Source organism: Laspinema olomoucense D3b (assembly GCF_025370785.1).
GTDB lineage: Bacteria > Cyanobacteriota > Cyanobacteriia > Cyanobacteriales > Laspinemataceae > Laspinema > Laspinema olomoucense.
Genome location: NZ_JAMXFA010000043.1, coordinates 1 through 17,552, shown reverse-complemented (window position 1 = coordinate 17,552; position 17,552 = coordinate 1). Strand labels below are relative to the sequence as shown.

The window sequence follows — 17,552 nt, the reverse complement described above, 5'->3', positions numbered from 1 at the left end:
AATATTGGCGATTTTAAAATTTTAGTCACTATTCCCATTATAGTCTATAATAACACAAAAATAAATATTTTCCTTAACAGAGAAAAATATTTAGGCGGCCTCATTGTTCAATCTCAGGTCAACCTAAACTCCCCAAAACTTTGACAGATTAAGGAACGATTTGACGCATATAATCCCGCCATAGCTGGGCCGCTTGAGCGCTACTTCCGGAAGTGGGAGTATTATCATCATTTCCCAACCAAACTCCAGTCACTAATTCGGACGAGGGGACATAACCCACAAACCACAGGTCTACATTATCGTTAGTCGTCCCTGTTTTCCCAGCTTCATCCAACCCGAGGGAAGCATTGCTGCCGGTCCCGCCGCGAATCACCCCTTGTAATAAAACAGTGAGAGTATCCGAGACTTCTCCAGAGAGAACATCTTGATTAGCAGTGCGATCGCTTTGATAATCGTAAATCACCCGGCAGGTACTCAAGTCATCGCGATCGCTGCAATCACTGGTATCAAAAATCCGCTGAATCGCATGAGGACGGTTGCGAACTCCCCGATTAGCGATCGCCCCAAAAGCGCCGGTCAACTCCAGGACCGTCACCTCACTTTGACCGAGTACCAACCCCGGAACCGCCTTAAGTTCCGACTGAATCCCCAGACGACGGGCCATTTGTACCACCTGCTCTAACCCCGCATCTCGGGCAATTCGCAAAGCAACGGAATTTTCCGATTGCGCCATGCCTTGATACATATCAATGGAACCGCTACTGCGTTCGCACCCACTATAAGTTTGCCCCGACCAACTGAAAGGTTCACAGGAAAAAGTCTGACCTGGGGAGATTCCGCGATCGAGGGCCGCACCATAAGCAAACACCTTAAAGGTCGAACCCGGTTGACGTAACGCTTGAGTAGCGCGATTAAACTGACTTTCGCGATAATCGACCCCCCCAGTCAGGGCTAAAATTTCCCCACTGCTGGAATCCAGGGTGACGACTGCGCCTTGGGAGAAGCCAAATTGCGCACCGTTCGTCTGCACCGTATTTTGTAACGCCTTTTCTGACTCGGTTTGAATCGCTGGGTCTAGGGAAGTTTCCACAATAAAATTCCCTTCTCGCGCCAGTTGTTCCCCTAATAATTCTTCGAGTTCGGCAAAAACATGACTGTAGAAATAGGGGGCGATCGTACTGCCGAGAATTTCCACGGCGCGGGGGTTAATTTCAATGCGCGATCGCCTTGCGCGATCGGCCTCTTCCTGAGTCACCATCCCTAACCGCCGCATCCGATAAATTACCCCATCGCGGTATTTCACCGCGAGTTGATAATTTTGCACCGGATTAAAGGCATTCGGTGCAGGCAAAATCCCCACCAAAGTTGCCGCTTCCGATAACGTCAAATCCGCAGCAGACTTAGCAAAATAAAACCGGGCGGCATCTTCAAACCCATAGAGGTCAATGCCTAAATAAACGCGGTTTAAGTAAGTTAACAGCAGCTCATTTTTGTTATAAAAGGTTTCTAATTTTAAAGAGACGATCGCCTCGCGAATCTTGCGACCCGCCGAGTCTTCCGTTCCCACATAATCCCGAAACAAACTGCGGGCGAGTTGTTGGGTGAGGGTGCTGCCCCCTTGGAGACTGCCTCCGCGTAAATTCACACTCAAAGCCCGCAGGGTCCCAATTGGATCAACCCCAAAATGCCAATAATAACGACTATCTTCTGAAGCAACGAGGGCATTAGATAGGTAGGGAGAAAATTCGGATAACTGCTTCAGTTCCCGGTGAGCGTTATTAAAGGGCGGACGTAGGGGAGTGGATCCGTCCCGGGCATAGACAACCACGGGACCCTGCATAGAAATGGGGAAAGGGCGCACCTGAAATTTTTGCCATTCCACCCCGAGAAATACTGCAACTAACCCCGCCACTCCACTACTGGTATAAAAGCTCCATCGTGCAGCGCGGACATACCAGGGGGGCGGGTCAATGTACTGGACCTGAACGCAATCGGCGAGTTCCGGGGGGCCGAGGGTAAAGGTTTGACCGTGACGGATGGGGGTGGCGGTAATGCGACGCTTACCGCGATAGATGCCGTTGGTGGAGTTTTCGTCTTTGAGATAGAAGGGAGTATTGCGACGATTGGTATCCCGGGAGAGGGAGGCATGAATTTGACTCACCACGGGATTGCGGACCACAATATCGCTAGTTTTGGACGATCGCCCAATGATATAGCGATCGCCCAACAGGGGATAAACCTCGGGTTTTGGGATACCCGCATCTTGAACCCAAAGTTCTGGCACTCTGGCATTCGGTTTGAGGGCCACTCGGGAAAAATGAACCTTTGCCAAAACCGTCTGGGTCACTTGGGTAATCGTACCTAAGAGAGTTTTGGGCTGTTGGGGGGGCTGCGGTGGACTCATTATGCTATAGTTGCGCGCTTAATCGATAACCAAGGACAATATTGAATCAAACATAGAACTGTTACCGGGTTTCTCTAGTTAATTTGTTGCCAAGCAAACATAGATTGTGTAAAGAAAGCCCGGTTGTCTGACCGTTACTGTACCTACGGCTTAGAGAAGGTGAAGGCAACAACAACTCAGGCACGGGCTTTTCCCGAACCTTGGGGGCGATCGGCCCCAAGGGTGCGAGTTCCCAGTTAGACCCCTGTTTGGGACAAATCATCTTTTTTCTATTTTAGGTTTTCTGTGCCGGATCGGAGGTCCATCACCCTTCCCTTCCCCTTAATCCCTCACTCAAGGGTTTTTAGGCCCCTCATTCCGAGGTGGAGAGGGTCGGAACATCACAATCAACAGGCAAATAATCCCAATATTAATTGAGACATCCGCTACATTAAAAACCGGAAAATTAATTAAGCGAAAATCCAAAAAATCAGTCACTTCACCTAACATAAATCGGTCAATCCCATTCCCGACGGCACCGCCTAAAATCAAGCCAAATCCCACCTCTTCCCATCGGTTCATCCTCGGACCAAACCAGGCTAATGCCATTAAACCCAGACTGACGGCCAAGGAAAGCCAGCGCAACCAGGCTCCATTATTGCTAAACAAACTAAAGGCTGCTCCCGTATTGGTCACATAAGTAAAATGAAAGACCCCTTCCCATAGGGGCCAAGATTCTCGGAACTCAAAATTTTGTACGACCCAATATTTAGTCAGTTGGTCGAAAATTACACTAATAGCACCAGCAATCCAGAATAGCGAGTTGTTTTTGAATTTCATTACCAACAGTGGAGAGTCAATAGGACAAGCGTTACCGATCTTCTGTGCTTTCTGCTAAAAGTCAGGGACAGCTAACAACTGACCGTTCAATAAAACATGAGTCTTCGCAGGATGAACGCCAAGACAGTGACGGCACAAACCACCGCTAATTGTCCGGGTAAGGGATAAACGGAATATTTGAACACTCCATCGATTAGGGTTTGAGCATCCGAGAGTAAGTTAATCGCCAGGTAAATCAGGCCGATCGCATGAACGCTGAGTAAACCACAAACACAGCTAAAGGCTAAACTTTCTAGCCGTAGGGCCATTTTAAAGGCCAGCCAACCACAAACCCAGGCCCCAGGAATGAACCCCAGTAAATAGCCAAAAGTCGGCTGTTTGATGTAGTCCAGTCCACCGCCTTCGGTAAACACCGGCAGCCACATCAATCCCAGAGCCAGATATGCAATTTGAGACAAGGCACCGGCATTTTTCCCCCCCAGACATCCCACCAGGAGAACAGCTCCGATTTGATAGGTGACTCCCAGGGAATGGATCGGGATACCCGCCTGGATTCCATTCCAGGAAGGACTAGCAATTGAGGCTTCTAAAAAAGTGCCACCAATGGTAAGCAATAGGCCAATCAAAGCCCATATCAGTTCAAGTGGAGCAGACACGGTGGTCATTGGTCATTGGTCATTGGTCATTGGTCGTTGGATGGGGGAGATGGGGGAGACCGCCATCGAGATGGGGGAGATGGGGGAGGTGGGGGAGATAGGGGAGGTGGGGGAGGAAACGACTGAAGTCATGACTACAAAATTGCGTATCCTCCCCATCCTCCCCATCCTCCCCATCCTCCCCATCTTCCCCATCCTCCCCATCCTCCCCATCCTCCCCATCCTCCCCATCCTCCCTAATCGTCAGTCTTTCCCTTGGGGACTGGGGCTTCATTGCCTTGTAGTCCCAATTCTTCGAGCATGGCACGGTCTTGGTCGGGGGGTTGGCCCAGGGTGGTCAGGTAGTGACCGATTAACATGGCGTTGATGCCTGCTTTGAGTCCTAAATGTTGGAGTTCGCCCATGACCGATTCTCGTCCTCCAGCATAACGAATAATTTGCTCGGGGAGGATGAGGCGGAAGATGGCGATCGCTTTTAAGGCTTCGTAGGGATCAAGTTTGGGTAGATTGCCTAAAGGCGTATCGGACCGGGGATTGAGCAAGTTGAGGGGGACAGATTCCACTTCCAATTCCCGCGCCGCTAAGGCTAAATCAATCCGGTCTTCCCAGCTTTCTCCCATGCCAATAATCCCTCCACTACAGGCTTGGATGCCTGCGGCTTTGAGATTTTTGATAGTGGCGACGCGATCGCCCCAAGTATGGGTTGTGACAATTTCTGGGTAAAAGTTTTCCGAGGATTCTAAGTTATGGTTATAGCGCGTCACCCCAGCTTCGGCTAAGGCTTTAGCTTGTTCTGGCGTCACTTCACCCAAGGCACAGCAGGGTTTGACGTTGGTCTCCTCAATAATCTGGCGGACCGTTGCCAGGATCTCTTCAAATTCTTTTGATTTGGGACTGCTGTATTTGGGTCCTCTGCCTTGGGACACGAGGCAAAACCGGCTGGCGCCAGCGGATTCTGCGGCTTTGGCTTGGGCGAGAATTTCGTCCCGGGGTTTGAGTCCATAAACAGGCGAATCGGTGCCGGGATGATGCACGGATTGGGAGCAAAAGCCACAGTTCTCCGAGCAATTGCCGGATTTGACGTTAATAATGCTACATAAATCAACGGTATTACCGCAGCAGGCTTGACGGACGGCATCTGCGGCTTCGCACAGCAGCAGGATGGAGTCTTGACCTTCAATTTGAGTCAGGGCGATCGCTTCTTCTCGGGTGAGGCGATGCCCAGCAATAATGCGATCGGCCAATTGCTTGAGCGACTCGCCCAGGGTTTCGGTTGTCCCTCTGGCGGCGTCATTCTCGGCCACTGCTGCGGATGGATGGGAAATTTTGGATACGGGTGCTTGAACCACTTTCAGCCCTTCTATGACAGTTCCTGAAGTTCTGGCATTTTACCATCGGGGCTTTACCGTTTTCGAGTGGATTTTGGCAATTATGGGTTAAGGCACTATTTTTAGGCGTGACCAATTAATGATTAGGGTGGTCACCATAACCTCTGACAAATTAAGGTAAATTACGGCCAGGGGACAAGCGGTGTGGAAGAAAAAATAATGAAGTGCAACCTCACCTCCCTAGGGAAACTCTCAAGGTTTAATAATTAACTGGAAGATATTCTGTTGAATTTGGCGATCACCCGGGTGTTGCCGGTAAAATGACAGGTGAATTAGGCCCTGAAAGAGTCAGAACCTTGGTAAAAAGGGGACTTTCCCCGCTGATGCTCTGCACTACGCTGACTTTTTGAGCAGGTATTTGAACATATTGTCCTTGACCATATTTTGCCGCAGGACTTCGAGTAAATATTCCTGGGCTTGCTCTTGAGTTAGGCCCCGGACTTGTTCTTTCAAGAGTTGGAGTTTAAATTCTTGTTCCAAGCTCAAATTTGTTGGCATATCCATTGGTTTGCTCCTGGTGGTTTCGTTGGTTATTTTTATTTACTACCGGAATAGACGGGTGATCCGTTTGGTTTGGTCCCGCTAATTGTAAAGTATCATTAAGTTTGCTTGACAAAATGTCCAAAACGTACATTTTGAGATTAATTTCTGCTACAAAAGTTTATCAAAGCCCTGTAAGCCTTATTATAGAAGGGAAAAAGCGCCGAAACATCAGCCAACGGAGATAAGCCTAATGGACGCAATGGAGTTTTTTCGCCGGAGTGCAGGGAAGTGGCGATCGCAGCGCACGACCCATCACCTTGCTTTTCGACGAGCCGAACTAGGAGATTCAGAAATCCGGGTGGAAACCTTAGATAAAGATCATCCCCAAGTTGTAGAAATCTGCGAGTTACATCAAATCGATCCGCAACGTGCAGTCGGTGGAGCCTTTGTCACCTGGGCGGGTTCAATGGAATGGGACCAGAATGATGAAAATCACTCGGGTTCCACCGTCTTTGCCTTGGTCCCGGAAGAGGATAACCCCAAAGCTGGAAAACTCCTCAGAGAGCGGGGTTATGCCGAGATAGTACCCGTAGCGGGTCTATATGAAATGGATGACGAAGAAGGTCTGATTCTAGTGACGGAATATGAAACCATGAGTGTTGTCGAACGGTTCTGGTTTGCCAGCCCGGACCTGCGACTGCGGACGAGTACCGTCACCCGGTTTGGGGGGTTCAGTACGGCTTCATTCTGTAGCGAAAGCCGGATCCAGGTCGAATCCAACTCAGGTACCAGTGATTCCCCCTCTGACTCTGACAAGAATGCCCGAACCACCCCCCAATTCCAATCCGCCTTCGGCTGGTAATCAAAAGGAAGACCCAGGGAGTCTTGAAGGCTCCCCCATCCCCCCTATCCCCCCTATCCCCCCCACCTCCCCCATCCCCCCCATCATGTCCGACCCCCTAGTCCGGGGGTCTGATTATCTCAATGCGGTGCGTCAGATTGCGATCGACCCGAGTACCATTTGGTCCGGTGAGGATATTATCCAGCGGATCCAAGTTTGTAGCTGGATTGGAGAGCATATCGAAACGATTAACCAACAACTGGGGGAGTATTTGGAAGCCTGCCATCAGTGTTTTCCCGCTTCTGAACGGCGAAAGATAGTCATTTTTGCCGCGCCGATCGCCCCGGAATACGGGATAGATGCCCTCTGCAATATCCTGGTGGATCCGGTGGCGATCGTCATTGATGTGGGTCGGACTGCACCCCAAGACTGGTTAAGCATTGTCGTCCATGAATATGCTCATGCCTATTTGAGCTGCCCTGGACATGACGCCCGACTCCTGGAGGTCCTAACCCATCTGTGTTTGGGACTGGGACTCGAACCCCCCAATGCTACGGGAATGGATGAGAGGGCAATGGATCAGATGTTAAGAAATTGGCCACACTGTAACGCTACCGCTGAACCCCTAGCCTTTTGGCGAGGTAACGGATAATACTTTTTGTGGCGAAATATTACAGATTGTTGCGTTCGGTGAGAAAAATGAAACTGATCTGACCGTCATCCCGTAATCTGAAGGATGTCTATTTATTGAAATCGGCAGTCAGTCGGTAGCAGTGACCGTTGAGCGCTACGGGTTCAAGCCATCTCTAGAACAGACCATATCGGTTTTTCTAGGGGGTTCCCATACCTTAAGGGCCAATTCGCTGCATCTGCCACTGAAAGCAGAAGTTAAAATTTGAACTTACGGAGATTCTGACGTGGCATTACCTTTGTTACAGTACGCTCCTAAGAGCCAAAACCAGCGGGTTGCTGGATATGAAGTGGGAAGCGATGAGCAACCCAAAATCTATACCACCGAAAACCTCCCCTCTCCTACCGAGATGGATGAGGTAATTTGGGCCAGCTACCGCCAAGTGTTCAGCGAACACCAAATCCTCAAGAGCAACCGCCAAACCTTCGCGGAATCTCAACTGAGATATGGTCAAATCACAGTTCGTGATTTCATTCGCGCTTTGGCTACCTCGGATGCCTTCATTCGGCTCAACTACGAGACCAACAGCAACTACCGTTTCGCCGAAATTTGCGTCCAACGCATTTTAGGACGCGACGTTTACAACGAACGCGAAAAAATTGCATGGTCTATCGTGATCGCGACTAAGGGTGTCCAAGGCTTTATCGATGCCGTACTCGATAGCGAAGAATACCTGAACAGCTTTGGTTACAACACGGTTCCTTATCAGCGTCGCCGGATTCTACCCCAACAGGCTAAAGGTGAAACTCCCTTTAACCTGAAGACCCCCCGTTATGGCGAATACCATCGCGCTCAGTTGGGCTTCCCACAAATCATCTGGCAAAGCCAAGTGCGTCGCTACGTTCCCCAAGACAAGGTGGCTCGCGCAGGGGATCCGTCCCTCTATATGGATATGGCTCGTAACCTGAACAACGGGAAAGGTAACCCCCCGACCCGCGTTTCTACGTTCAATATGAATTACGAAGCGTTGGTTCCCCGTAAGAAGTAATTACATTTTGCTCTCTTTAGCAATGTAGTTGCCTCAACCCTGAAGTTAGGGGCTAGAGTCTGGGAAGTTGTGGTAAGCCCTATTGATGCGAACCCATAGTTCTTAGTCTTTGGCCCCTAACTGTTTTAGGGCTGAGGAGACCCGTTTCAGGGCTTTATCCTTTCTTCACATTTCACTTGAGGCAGTTGTTTGGGTTACTGGTTTGTAAAGTCTTTACCCTGTCTCGATTTTCTACAATATCTCATTTAAACACTACTTTTTATAAGTGTATTCACTCCGCTTATTTTTATTAAAACTTATTAATTTATCTCTTGACAATTGCAGTTTGAAGAGAGTAAGACAGAAGCATAAAACAGTTTGCATTAATCTTATTTAAACTGTCCCGAAGACTCAGATCTCAAGCTGAAAATAACCATCAGGTCGGCATCTAGCCCCTAACCCCCATCAGGCGGGTTTTATCCCTCATTAACAGGGCCAGCATTATGATGGTTGATTTAAAGCAATTCTTTGATGCTACAAATCCGAGTAAGACTCTGTTTGTCGAAGATTCGGAACTGGATCAGCAATATTATATTGATTTTTCCTCCGTGCGCGGGGGCCAAATTATTGAGGATTTAAGGGATAATATTACCCTCTGGTCCCCAGAAGAACCCACCTGCCAATTGTTCACAGGACATATCGGCTGCGGGAAGTCCACGGAGTTATTGCGTCTCAAGGCGGAGTTAGAACGGGAGGGCTTTCACGTGGTCTATTTCGAGTCGTCTAAAGACTTGGAAATGGGCGACGTGGATGTGGGGGATATTTTGTTGGCGATCGCCAAACGAGTCAGTGAAAGTCTCGATCGCCTCACCCTAGAAGAACCCAAACGCCTGAAAAGCATCCTCCAAGGGGCGGCGAAACTGTTACAAACAGAAATTAAATTAGATGAAGTAGGCGGCACGATAGGTCCAGCTCAAATCACCGCCAATCAGGAAGGGGTGACGGTTGTCGCAATGGGGATTGCCAAAATTACTGCTAAGGTGAAAGCCAGTCCCGATCTGCGCAGTAAATTAAGAGGATATCTGGAACCCCAAACCAATGGGATTATTGAGGCGATTAATAAAGAATTGCTCGAACCGGCGATCGCCAAGCTGAAGCAGCAGGGCAAAAAAGGACTGGTGGCGATCGTCGATAATCTGGACAAGGTGGATAGTTCCCCCAAACCTTGGGGACGCCCCCAACAAGAATACCTATTTGTCGATCGCGGTGAACAGTTGCGAGCGCTCCACTGCCACCTGGTTTATACGATTCCCCTCGCCTTACGATTCTCCAATGACTTCGGGACCCTGATTGAGCGCTTTATCGTTGAACCCCATGTTCTGCCGATGGTGCCAGTCCAATCCCGAGATGGCAGTGAACATACGGAAGGCATGAACCTCCTGCGCCAAATGCTCCTCGCCCGAGCTTTTCCGGATCTCACCCCCGAACAGCGCCTGGAAAAAATGACCGTCATTTTTGAGAACCACCAGACCCTTGATCGTTTATGCCGAGTCAGTGGGGGTCATGTACGGAATGTGCTGCGAATGCTCAACGATGGGATTAAAAAACAACGGCAATTGCCCCTGACTGGCAAAACCCTAGAGGATGTAATTTCCCTCTATCGCAATGCCCGGATTTTAGCGGTAACCGATGCGGAGTGGAAATTATTGCGGCGGGTGAGAGAGGAGAAAAAGGTGGCCGGTGATGATGGATATCAGACCTTAATTCGCAGTATGTTCGTTTACGAGTATCGAGATGCGTCCGAGTCTTGGTTTGATGTTAATCCCCTGTTGGCAGAAGCGAAGGAGTTGCTTTCATGAGTGAAACTATCATCGTTGAGGGGGATGCCATCAATCAAAATCAGCAGGCGTTGGCCGAACTGATCTGGGCGGTGGAAATGTCCCGAGGGCAATTTAAGCTGATGTTGGTCCGGTGTAATTATGGGACGTTGCGTGATGTCCTGGTGCAACAACTGCGAGAACAATGTACCTTAAATATCCGGGAGATTGTCCTAGAACCGACGGTAAAACAAGTATATTCCAGTTTGAGAGAGCGCCTCGGTGATGAAATTCCGGATGCTGTGATGATTTTTGGTTTGGAATCAGCGGCTGCCTTAGATGTGGTGCTGACTTCTCTCAACCAGGTGAGAGAGGAATTTAGAAAAAACTGCCCCTTTCCCGTCATTTTTTGGATCAATGATGAGGTATCAGTTCAGTTGACGCGGTTAGCCCCGGATTTTGAAAGTTGGGCGAGTTTGAGTGAATTTGCGATCGCACCAGAGGATTTGTTAGCCGCGCTGACAGAAGAGACCGATCGCCTGTTTGTGGAGGTATTTGCTGCGGGCAATCAACGTTTTGTGGCCAATAAGGAGATTTTTCGCAAGCGCTATCCGTTTGAGATGACCTTAGCTTTGCAGGATTTGGAAAAAGCTCGTCAGCCCTTGAATCCTACCTTAGCCGCGACTTTGCCGTTCGTCTGGGGGCGCGAGGCTTATACGTGCGATCGCATAGATGAGGCGTTAAATTACTATCAGCACAGTTTGCAATTGTGGCAACAACAAGATGCCAAAGGGGCTCAGGAACGGGCCGCAGCAGTTCTTTATCATATCGGATTGTGTTACGCTCGCACGGCAGAACTGGATCGAGGCAATAGTGAGCTCTGCTGGAAGCAAGCACAGTCGGTGTTTCAACAGTGCCTAGATTCCTTCGATGCAGCAGGAAGACCGGACTTAGTAGCCCAATTTATCGGTCAGCTTGGGGAAACCTTCCGGCAGTTGAATGATTATGCCAGTTTGCAAAAACTGGCGCAAAGTGCGATAAAATTACACCAAACATCAGGGAATACCGTGCAGTTGGCGCGAGATTATGGATTTTTAGCACAAGTTGCCCTACATCAGCAGAACTGGGACCATGCGAAAGAACTCGCCGAAAAGGCCCTAGAAATTTTAGTCACCAACACCCAACAAGGACAACAGCACCAGGGATTATATTTGCTGCTGTTGGCGCGAAGTTTGCGGCAGTTAGGGGAAGAAGAGGAGGCCCACGATCGTTTGGAAGAGGCGGTAAAGGGTGACCCGGCGGATAATCCACATTTATATATTGAAATTTTGGAGGAGTTACGATCGCTATATTACAAGCAATCGCAGTATGTGTCCGCATTTGATCGCAAGCAAGAACGACTCTCAATTGAGCAGCAATTTGGGTTGCGGGCGTTCATTGGTGCAGGACGGTTGGAACCGCAACGACAAGCGCGATCGCAACCGATGCCAATGGAGTCTCCCGGAAGTGTAGCCCGAGAAATTCTCGCCTCGGGACGACAAAAGGATCTAGAACGGTTAATCCAACGGATCGGCAGTACCCAATACAAATTAACGGTGATTCACGGTCCTTCGGGGGTGGGGAAAAGTTCTCTGGTGCAAGCGGGATTGCTGCCAGCATTGAAACAAACTGGGATTGGCGATCGGGATATATTACCCGTTTCCCAACGCCTATACACGGATTGGGTGAAAACCTTGGGTCAATTACTGCGTGAGGCCCTGGCACAACGAGGGATGCAGATTGACGCCATTCCTGATACGGTGGATAGGGTCCTGGAACAGTTGCGTCAAAATGAATCGAATCACCTGCTAACCGTACTGATTTTCGATCAATTTGAAGAGTTTTTCTTTGTTTGTAAGGAATCCGAAAAGCGCCAGAAATTCTTTGAGTTTTTGGCGAGTTGTTTTCAGATTCCTTTTGTTAAGGTGGTACTCTCTCTCCGAGAGGATTATATTCATTATTTGTTGCACTATAATTCCCAACCTGGATTTGAGGCAATCAACTCGGATATCCTGAGTAAGAATACGCTATATGCCGTCGGAAATTTTTTACCGGCAGATGCGGTGGACATTATTCGCAGTTTGAGCGATCGGGCGCATTTCCCTTTAGAAGGCCGATTAATCGAGGCAGTTGTCACAGATTTAGCTAATAAGTTAAAAGCAGTCCGTCCCATTGAGTTGCAGATTGTCGGTGCACAACTACAAAGCGATAATATGACAACCTTGGCAGAATATCGGCAACTTGCACCTAACCCGAAAGAACAACTGGTCCACCGATATTTAGAAGAAGTGGTCCGAGATTGTGGCAAGGAAAATAAAGAGTTTGCTGAACTGATTTTATATTTGCTCACCGATGAAAATTATACTCGTCCTCTCAAAACTCGGGCCGACTTGGAAACGGACTTGAAAGGATTAACGACTAATTTGCTGGATGAACCTGAGCGGTTGAATTTAATACTTTATGTATTTGTTAAGTCAGGTCTGGTATTTATGTTACCTGAATCTCCGGCGAATCGATATCAATTAGTTCATGACTATTTGGTGTCTTTTGTGCGTGCGAAAAATGAGGAAAACATCGCTAAACTTAAGGAGGATTTGAAAAAGGCTCAAGCTGAAAAGGAACAAAGCGATCGCCAGTTAAATTTAGTATTAAAACGGCAGCTTAAAGCCACCTTTGCCGCTGGCATCGGTTTAGCTATTTTAGCTGGTGGTGCAGTGGTTTTAGCCGTTCAATCTCGTCAATTAGCTGCGGATTTAAAAACCCAACAGGATGAGAGAGAACAAGTTAATCAACAACTCGAAGCTCAAAAAAATCAAGCGGTAGAAAATGCACAACGCTTAGAAGAGTTGACCATTAAATTAGAAGCTGAAAAAAGAACAGTTATCACTTTTGCTCGGAATCGCGATCCGGTAAGCGTCCGTCGAGTCTTGTCTACTTTAATTGCAGACTCCCAAACCCCCTTTGACTATAGTATTCTCCAGGAACATTTAGCAAACAGGGAATGGGAAAAAGCGGATAAGGAGACTTATGAATTACTCCTTTCGATAGCAGGTCCCGAATCTGAAAAGCAAGGATATTTCAATCCTGATGAGTATAAACAGTTCTCTTGTCAAGAATTAACACTCATTGATGATTTGTGGGTTGCTGCGAGTGGGGGGACCTTGGGAGTGAGTGTTCAGAACAAAATTTATCAAGAAACCGGAAAAAATTGGGAAACCATGTATGATCGCGTCGGATGGAAACAGTTAAATTCTAAATGGTTAGTTGAAGAACGATTTAATGATACAACAAATCGCTGGTTCTATCTGGGTTATGCTAGACCCAATTTTGAGAATCCGCCCTTGGGTCATCTCCCTATTTTTCACGGATTAGCCGTATTTGAAACGCCGCCACAAGACAGTAAAGGACGCAAATTGCAAATTCAGGAGTTACTGGATCGCTGTTGGCCGGAAAATCCGTAATCTGGGATGAGGGGAAGAGGGCTTAATCGCCCTCCTCACCCCTTTGTTTTCTCCTACGTCAAAATCGCCCCGCCTAACAACTTCTCATACCGCTTATCTAACTCACTTTTTAACACCGGCCATCTTTCCAAGATTGGGTCTTTCTTAATAACTTTTTCTGCTGCATCCCTCGCTAAAATTAATATTTCTTTATCCTCAACTAAACTCGCTAAGACAAAATCAGGGAGTCCCGATTGTTTCGTTCCCATGACTTCTCCGGGTCCGCGCAATCTCATATCCATTTCAGCGATGAAAAACCCATCTTGTGATTGTTCCATGACGTTGAGGCGATCGCGCGCATCGGTAGTGGCTTTGGGATGGGTCATTAAGATACAATAGGATTTCTCTGCACCCCGTCCAACTCTTCCTCGCAATTGGTGCAATTGTGATAATCCAAATCGTTCGGCATTTTCGATGAGCATGACGGTGGCATTAGGAACGTCTACCCCCACCTCAACTACGGTGGTAGAGACTAAGATTTGGGTATATCCATCGCGAAATAGTCCGATCGCCTCTTCTTTTTCTGCTGAACTCATCCTGCCATGCAGCAATCCCACTTTAAATTCTGGGAAAATCACCTCTTGCAGTCTTTGATATTCTTCTATTGCCGATTTTAAATCTAATTTCTCCGATTCTTCCACTAATGGCAACACCACATAAACTTGCCGTCCTTGCACCACTTCCCGCTTGATTAAATCATAAGCATGGGTGCGTTCTTTCCCCGAGAAAATCGTGGTTTGAATCGCTTGTCTTCCCGGTGGCAATTCATCGATTTGACTGACATCTAAATCCCCATGTAAGGTAAGTGCCAGGGTTCGGGGAATGGGAGTGGCGGTCATGGTTAAAACATGAGGATCTTCCCCTTTTTGTTGCAGTTTCGCCCGTTGTCCTACTCCAAATCGATGCTGTTCATCGATGACGATTAGTCCCAGTTTGTGGAAGTTTACCGGGTCTTGAATTAAGGCATGGGTCCCGACTAAAACGGGTAATTCTCCGGTTTCTAATTGGGGGAGAATTTGTTTGCGTTTGGCCGTTTTTGTGGACCCGGTGAGGAGTTCGACGGGGAGATGCAGGAGGTTAAACCAACTGACTAATTTTTTATAATGTTGTTCGGCTAATACTTCCGTGGGTGCCATGAATGCGGCTTGATATCCGGCTTGAATGGCGGCTAAGATGGCAACGACGGCAACGACGGTTTTACCGGCACCGACATCCCCTTGGACGAGGCGGTTCATGGGTTTGGGTTTTTGCAAGTCTTCGAGAATTTCGGCAATGACTCGCTGTTGAGCATGGGTGAGTTTAAAGGGGAGGAGTTTATAAAATTTATTGATTAATTTGCCTTTCCCGGATAAGATTGCGCCGGTTTGGGTGTCTCGAAGCCCTTGGCGACGATGGAGGAGTCCGAGTTGCAGGTAGAAGAATTCATCGAAGACGAGGCGGCGACGCGCTTCTTCGAGGATGTCCCGATCGCGCGGAAAGTGGATTTGAGAAACAGCATCCTGCAATCCCATGAGTTGATAGCGCGATCGCAGGCTATCCGGCAGAGGGTCACCCAGTAAACCCACATGGGATATCACACTCTGTACCCCTTTTCTCACAACATCGGCGGTAATCCCTTCGGTTAATGCATAAACGGGGACAACTCGTCCAACGTTAAGGGATTCAATAGTGCCGCTTTCATCCAGCACTTCAATTTGGGGATTATCCAGGGAGACGCCATATTTACTGCTTTTGACTAACCCCGATGCGGCAACCACTGCACCTGTCGGATACGTTCGCTTTTGAATTTCTTGCCACCCGCGATTGCTTTGCCTTCCGGCAAAAAAGCGACTGAGTTTAATTTGCCCGGTACTATCTTTAATAACCAGATTTAAAATAGTTAATTTCGGATTGCGCGGACTGCTAAAGCAATCACATCGTTTGACTGTCCCAATAATAGTGACTGTTTCTCCAGCTTCCAGTTCTTTGATATTCACCTGGCGGGCATAATCAATATGGTCCCGAGGGAAGTTGTATAGGAGATCGTAGATAGTATAAAGCCCTAATTTGGCTAACTTGTCGGCGTTGCGTGTTCCAATGCCGCTAACTTGACTTAAGGCTTGGTTGAGGGAGACTGGGGAAGTGGAACGGGTGGTATTATAGGGGGTGGTTGAGAGGGTTTCTGCGGGGGAGAGGCTGCGCGATCGCAGCGGTGAGGTGGGAGGTTGTTCTACAAGTCGGTTTTGTTGGGCAGTGCCATTCTGGGGAAGTGGAGTTTTGCTACAAATTCGTTCCATATCCAGAAGAAACCTGCGGGTATCTGACACTAAGGCTTGTCGCTTTTCGAGGTTCAGTTCTGGATATCGACCAAATTCTGCGGCTATGCTTTGCCAGCGGCGAAGATCTGCCGAGACGAGATTGGCAGGGGAGTCTTTTAAACTAATTTGAAGAAATTCGCTAAAGCGATATTGACTGCCGACAACATCAGTAAATCCGCGTTGTGCTTCGACAGACAAGGCTTTTTGCAATCGACCCCAATCTAGTGATTCTGCGTTCACGGTTTCCCCCCTACCTGATTAGTCTTCAAACCAGCTTGAACGCCATGCAGCTTCTGCTTGGGCGATCGCTCGTTCTCGTTGTTTTTGATGATAGTCTCGTTTGAGTGAATTTAGCCGTCCCGAGAGGCTGCGAATTTGTCCTCGGGATGCACTCAGCCGGGAGTCGGCAAATTCTAGATCGGTTAATCTTAAATGAACGGCCATGATATGAACCGGCCCTTTGAGTAGGGAGGCTAAACCGGGCATTTGGGGTAACTCGTCGGTCCCTTGCGCTTCTAGGGTCAGGGTGACTAGATTCGGTGGCCCTCCGATCGCCTCACTATTGGGCAGTTTTTCGGCGGCTTCTAGCAACATGGCAGGAACGTTTTTGGACCCAATTCCAGCAGCGCGCAGGACCTGGTTGGTTTCATGGGAGACTTGTTGCAACAGTTGGACAATTCCCGATTCTATCCGATCTTGCCAATTGGATAAATTTTCGGGGTCGGCAATTTCTTCCAGGGGAGTGAGTTCCTGTTCCTCTTCAACGAGGGTAATGTCCTCGGGAGGGGTTCCCTGTTCGGAAAGACCTTCGACGATCAGGACAACTGGGCTATCTTCGGGGTTGGGGTCTTCAACGAGGGCGATCGCCTCAGCTTCTGCTTTCTTGACGATCAACCTCAGTTGGGATTGCAGTTGTTGCTTCTGGGATAAGGATAAGTCCAGAAAATGCTCGGGATATCCTTGGGTGCAAATATGATAGCCCGCTAAGACCAGTTGCTGTCGCACTGCTTGTCCCAAGGTCGTTAAATAATGCCTGTAGGTCTTCTGAAATTGTCCCGCTAGGTCTTGCGCTGCCTGTTCTAGCTCTGCAATGTCCTGGTCAATGAGTTCGAGGGGTCTTGCCATAGCCTGTGATTTGGATCCGATAGCAATAATAAGGTCTTTTCTAACGATAGCGGCTAGAAAAACAGAAGGCAGGTCATGCTATGGTTTGACCTGCCTGATACATTTACGCGACATTTTCCCGGGTTTTCCCGGACAATGCTACGACAGCACTATTACCCGTTAAGGTAACAGAGGCGGTATCCCGCAAAGTGCTTAGAGTTTCTCTAAGCACACGAACAGAGTTGTATTGGATGCTTCACCTGGAGCTTTAAAGCCTCATTTTTTGCCGACCTCGGCAACCAAGAAAGGAAGTCTCAAAGGCAAGCAGAAAGGCTCCAAACTGGAATGGATGATTACTGCATCCGACTCTAGTCGCTTTATTTTACCGTATTACCCAGAAATGTTCAACGAATCTGCGATTAAATTCTACTCTGGTTCTAGCAGTCTTTTCCAACTCTAGGACGCCGCCTATCCCTCTTTTGTCACTCTAGGCAGAGGAAAATAAGAAATGTCCATCAGCCGAAGGAGGGAAGAGCGCGAAGCAAG

Annotated in this window: 13 protein-coding genes and 1 pseudogene; 5 read left to right on the top strand and 9 right to left on the bottom strand. The window is 48.4% G+C overall.

Translation table 11 applies throughout. From position 1 onward, the window contains the following. Positions 1–148: 148 nt before the first annotated feature. The 6 genes from NG792_RS23885 to NG792_RS23860 form a co-directional block, all read right to left on the bottom strand. On the bottom strand, positions 149–2,404 hold the full coding sequence (locus NG792_RS23885; protein ID WP_261237046.1) for a transglycosylase domain-containing protein: 2,256 nt from the start codon (positions 2,402–2,404) through the stop codon (positions 149–151). 333 nt (positions 2,405–2,737) lie between these two features. Further along, positions 2,738–3,223, bottom strand: coding sequence for a signal peptidase II (lspA, locus tag NG792_RS23880; protein ID WP_261237045.1), 486 nt, complete (start codon positions 3,221–3,223; stop codon positions 2,738–2,740). A gap of 86 nt (positions 3,224–3,309) precedes the next feature. Further along, positions 3,310–3,879 (bottom strand): biotin transporter BioY, encoded by a 570-nt coding sequence (locus tag NG792_RS23875; protein WP_261237064.1) that lies wholly within the window; start codon positions 3,877–3,879, stop codon positions 3,310–3,312. A gap of 19 nt (positions 3,880–3,898) precedes the next feature. Continuing rightward, complete coding sequence (locus NG792_RS23870; RefSeq protein WP_261237044.1) at positions 3,899–4,153, bottom strand: hypothetical protein; 255 nt, start codon at positions 4,151–4,153, stop codon at positions 3,899–3,901. Further along, entirely contained in the window at positions 4,116–5,183 is a 1,068-nt protein-coding gene (bioB, locus tag NG792_RS23865) for a biotin synthase BioB (protein ID WP_261237063.1), read from the bottom strand. The genes NG792_RS23870 and bioB overlap by 38 nt, the downstream gene beginning before the upstream one ends. A 417-nt stretch (positions 5,184–5,600) precedes the next feature. Further along, on the bottom strand, positions 5,601–5,771 hold the full coding sequence (locus tag NG792_RS23860; RefSeq protein ID WP_015147507.1) for an NblA/ycf18 family protein: 171 nt from the start codon (positions 5,769–5,771) through the stop codon (positions 5,601–5,603). A 229-nt stretch (positions 5,772–6,000) separates the two neighbouring features. On the opposite strand from NG792_RS23860, the gene NG792_RS23855 reads away from it, so the two are divergent. The 5 genes from NG792_RS23855 (at position 6,001) to NG792_RS23835 (ending at position 13,566) form a co-directional block, all read left to right on the top strand. Beyond that, a complete protein-coding gene (locus NG792_RS23855) occupies positions 6,001–6,612 on the top strand; it encodes a phycobiliprotein lyase (protein ID WP_261237043.1) in 612 nt (203 codons plus the stop codon). Between the two features lie 85 nt (positions 6,613–6,697). Next, positions 6,698–7,243: a hypothetical protein gene (locus NG792_RS23850; RefSeq protein WP_261237042.1), complete on the top strand. Its 546-nt coding sequence runs from the start codon at positions 6,698–6,700 to the stop codon at positions 7,241–7,243. 265 nt (positions 7,244–7,508) lie between these two features. Next, positions 7,509–8,270 carry a phycobilisome rod-core linker polypeptide gene (locus NG792_RS23845; RefSeq protein WP_261237041.1) on the top strand — a complete coding sequence of 254 codons (762 nt, stop codon included), beginning with the start codon at positions 7,509–7,511 and terminating at the stop codon, positions 8,268–8,270. A 482-nt stretch (positions 8,271–8,752) separates the two neighbouring features. After that, positions 8,753–10,108 (top strand): ATP-binding protein, encoded by a 1,356-nt coding sequence (locus tag NG792_RS23840; RefSeq protein ID WP_261237040.1) that lies wholly within the window; start codon positions 8,753–8,755, stop codon positions 10,106–10,108. Next, a complete protein-coding gene (locus tag NG792_RS23835; RefSeq protein ID WP_261237039.1) occupies positions 10,105–13,566 on the top strand; it encodes an nSTAND1 domain-containing NTPase in 3,462 nt (1,153 codons plus the stop codon). The genes NG792_RS23840 and NG792_RS23835 overlap by 4 nt, the downstream gene beginning before the upstream one ends. A gap of 53 nt (positions 13,567–13,619) precedes the next feature. Here NG792_RS23835 and recG read toward each other — a convergent pair whose 3' ends face one another. From recG to NG792_RS29015, 3 genes and pseudogenes are all read right to left on the bottom strand, one after another. Beyond that, on the bottom strand, positions 13,620–16,142 hold the full coding sequence (gene recG, locus NG792_RS23830) for an ATP-dependent DNA helicase RecG (protein ID WP_261237038.1): 2,523 nt from the start codon (positions 16,140–16,142) through the stop codon (positions 13,620–13,622). 18 nt (positions 16,143–16,160) lie between these two features. Beyond that, the gene (locus NG792_RS23825; RefSeq protein ID WP_261198544.1) at positions 16,161–17,027 is read right to left on the bottom strand and encodes a hypothetical protein; all 867 of its coding nucleotides are present in this window, start codon (positions 17,025–17,027) and stop codon (positions 16,161–16,163) included. 103 nt (positions 17,028–17,130) lie between these two features. Continuing rightward, positions 17,131–17,223, bottom strand: a pseudogene (locus tag NG792_RS29015) (RNA-guided endonuclease TnpB family protein); the annotation flags it as partial. Between the last annotated feature and the right edge of the window lie 329 nt (positions 17,224–17,552).

What these genes read in the sequence shown, in the direction of transcription:
- NG792_RS23885 (WP_261237046.1), bottom strand. Translation starts at nt 2,404, where the DNA reads ATGAGTCCACCGCAGCCCCCCCAACAGCCCAAAACTCTCTTAGGTACG.
- lspA (WP_261237045.1), bottom strand. Translation starts at nt 3,223, where the DNA reads ATGAAATTCAAAAACAACTCGCTATTCTGGATTGCTGGTGCTATTAGT.
- NG792_RS23870 (WP_261237044.1), bottom strand. Translation starts at nt 4,153, where the DNA reads ATGAAGCCCCAGTCCCCAAGGGAAAGACTGACGATTAGGGAGGATGGG.
- NG792_RS23860 (WP_015147507.1), bottom strand. Translation starts at nt 5,771, where the DNA reads ATGGATATGCCAACAAATTTGAGCTTGGAACAAGAATTTAAACTCCAA.
- NG792_RS23855 (WP_261237043.1), top strand. Translation starts at nt 6,001, where the DNA reads ATGGACGCAATGGAGTTTTTTCGCCGGAGTGCAGGGAAGTGGCGATCG.
- NG792_RS23850 (WP_261237042.1), top strand. Translation starts at nt 6,698, where the DNA reads ATGTCCGACCCCCTAGTCCGGGGGTCTGATTATCTCAATGCGGTGCGT.
- NG792_RS23840 (WP_261237040.1), top strand. Translation starts at nt 8,753, where the DNA reads ATGATGGTTGATTTAAAGCAATTCTTTGATGCTACAAATCCGAGTAAG.
- NG792_RS23835 (WP_261237039.1), top strand. Translation starts at nt 10,105, where the DNA reads ATGAGTGAAACTATCATCGTTGAGGGGGATGCCATCAATCAAAATCAG.
- NG792_RS23825 (WP_261198544.1), bottom strand. Translation starts at nt 17,027, where the DNA reads ATGGCAAGACCCCTCGAACTCATTGACCAGGACATTGCAGAGCTAGAA.